Below are 794 nucleotides of genomic sequence, written 5' to 3' on the forward strand. Positions count from 1 at the left end.
TTGGAAGAAATTATTTTGCGAAACCGTGCTTCTCGCCCTGATGAACCGGGTGCATGAAATCATGGGAAAATGCACGGTTTCAAGCCAAGTCACACGGAACGGAAAAGTCTGAAGGTGCGACCTATGGGCAGGACATCACACCGGCAATTCTGAACGGATTTGGTGACAAGGAGATTTTTCACCACACAGCGAAGCGGTTATGCCAGAGGGCGTGCCAGCTTCGCTTTTTTATCAAGTAAATTTAGGAGGATTTTTGATGATGACGGTACGCAACGAGATTAAGGCACAGATCGTCCGGGCCGGATATACCATGCAGGAGGTAGTTGACCGGCTCCATGAGGAATACGGCTGGTCGGACAGTGTTTCCAACCTGTCCGCCAAGCTCCAGCGGGAATCCATTCGCTATAAAGAGGTCATGCAGCTGGCCGATGTGCTGGGCTATGACCTGATCTGGCAGAAACGGAGGTAAACCTATGACAAGTGAAGAAAAGAAACTGTTGCAGGCAAAGCACCGCTTGGAGGAAGCCCAGGCACGGGACCGGGTGAAGGAACGAAAAGCCCGGACAAGGCGGCTCATTCAGGAGGGCGCTGTGCTGGAAAAAGTGCTGCCGGAAGTACAGGCGGTAGGGCTTGATAATCTGGAAGAGTACCTGCGGCGAAAGCTGGCAGGACACGATTGAAAACTGCTGGGAGGTCTCCGGGAAACCGGGGGCCTTCCTCTTTTTTATCCCGAAGGGCGCACTTACTCACCACCTGCTAAAGCAGGCGGTGGTAGCCCTCCCGTTGGTCGGGCA

2 protein-coding genes are annotated in these 794 nt (G+C 53.5%); both read left to right on the top strand.

The window, feature by feature from the left end; genetic code table 11:
• Positions 1–259: 259 nt before the first annotated feature.
• The gene (locus tag H7U37_RS15060; RefSeq protein WP_009259832.1) at positions 260–469 is read left to right on the top strand and encodes a DUF6471 domain-containing protein; all 210 of its coding nucleotides are present in this window, start codon (positions 260–262) and stop codon (positions 467–469) included.
• 4 nt (positions 470–473) lie between these two features.
• Entirely contained in the window at positions 474–680 is a 207-nt protein-coding gene (locus H7U37_RS15065) for a hypothetical protein (protein WP_002596142.1), read from the top strand.
• The last annotated feature ends 114 nt before the right edge of the window (positions 681–794 follow it).

Origin of the sequence: Pseudoflavonifractor phocaeensis, from assembly GCF_016901735.1 — a bacterium.
Classification (GTDB): domain Bacteria; phylum Bacillota; class Clostridia; order Oscillospirales; family Oscillospiraceae; genus Pseudoflavonifractor_A.

Coding starts and splice junctions, on each gene's coding strand:
- H7U37_RS15060 (WP_009259832.1), top strand. CDS start 260: ATGACGGTACGCAACGAGATTAAGGCACAGATCGTCCGGGCCGGATAT.
- H7U37_RS15065 (WP_002596142.1), top strand. CDS start 474: ATGACAAGTGAAGAAAAGAAACTGTTGCAGGCAAAGCACCGCTTGGAG.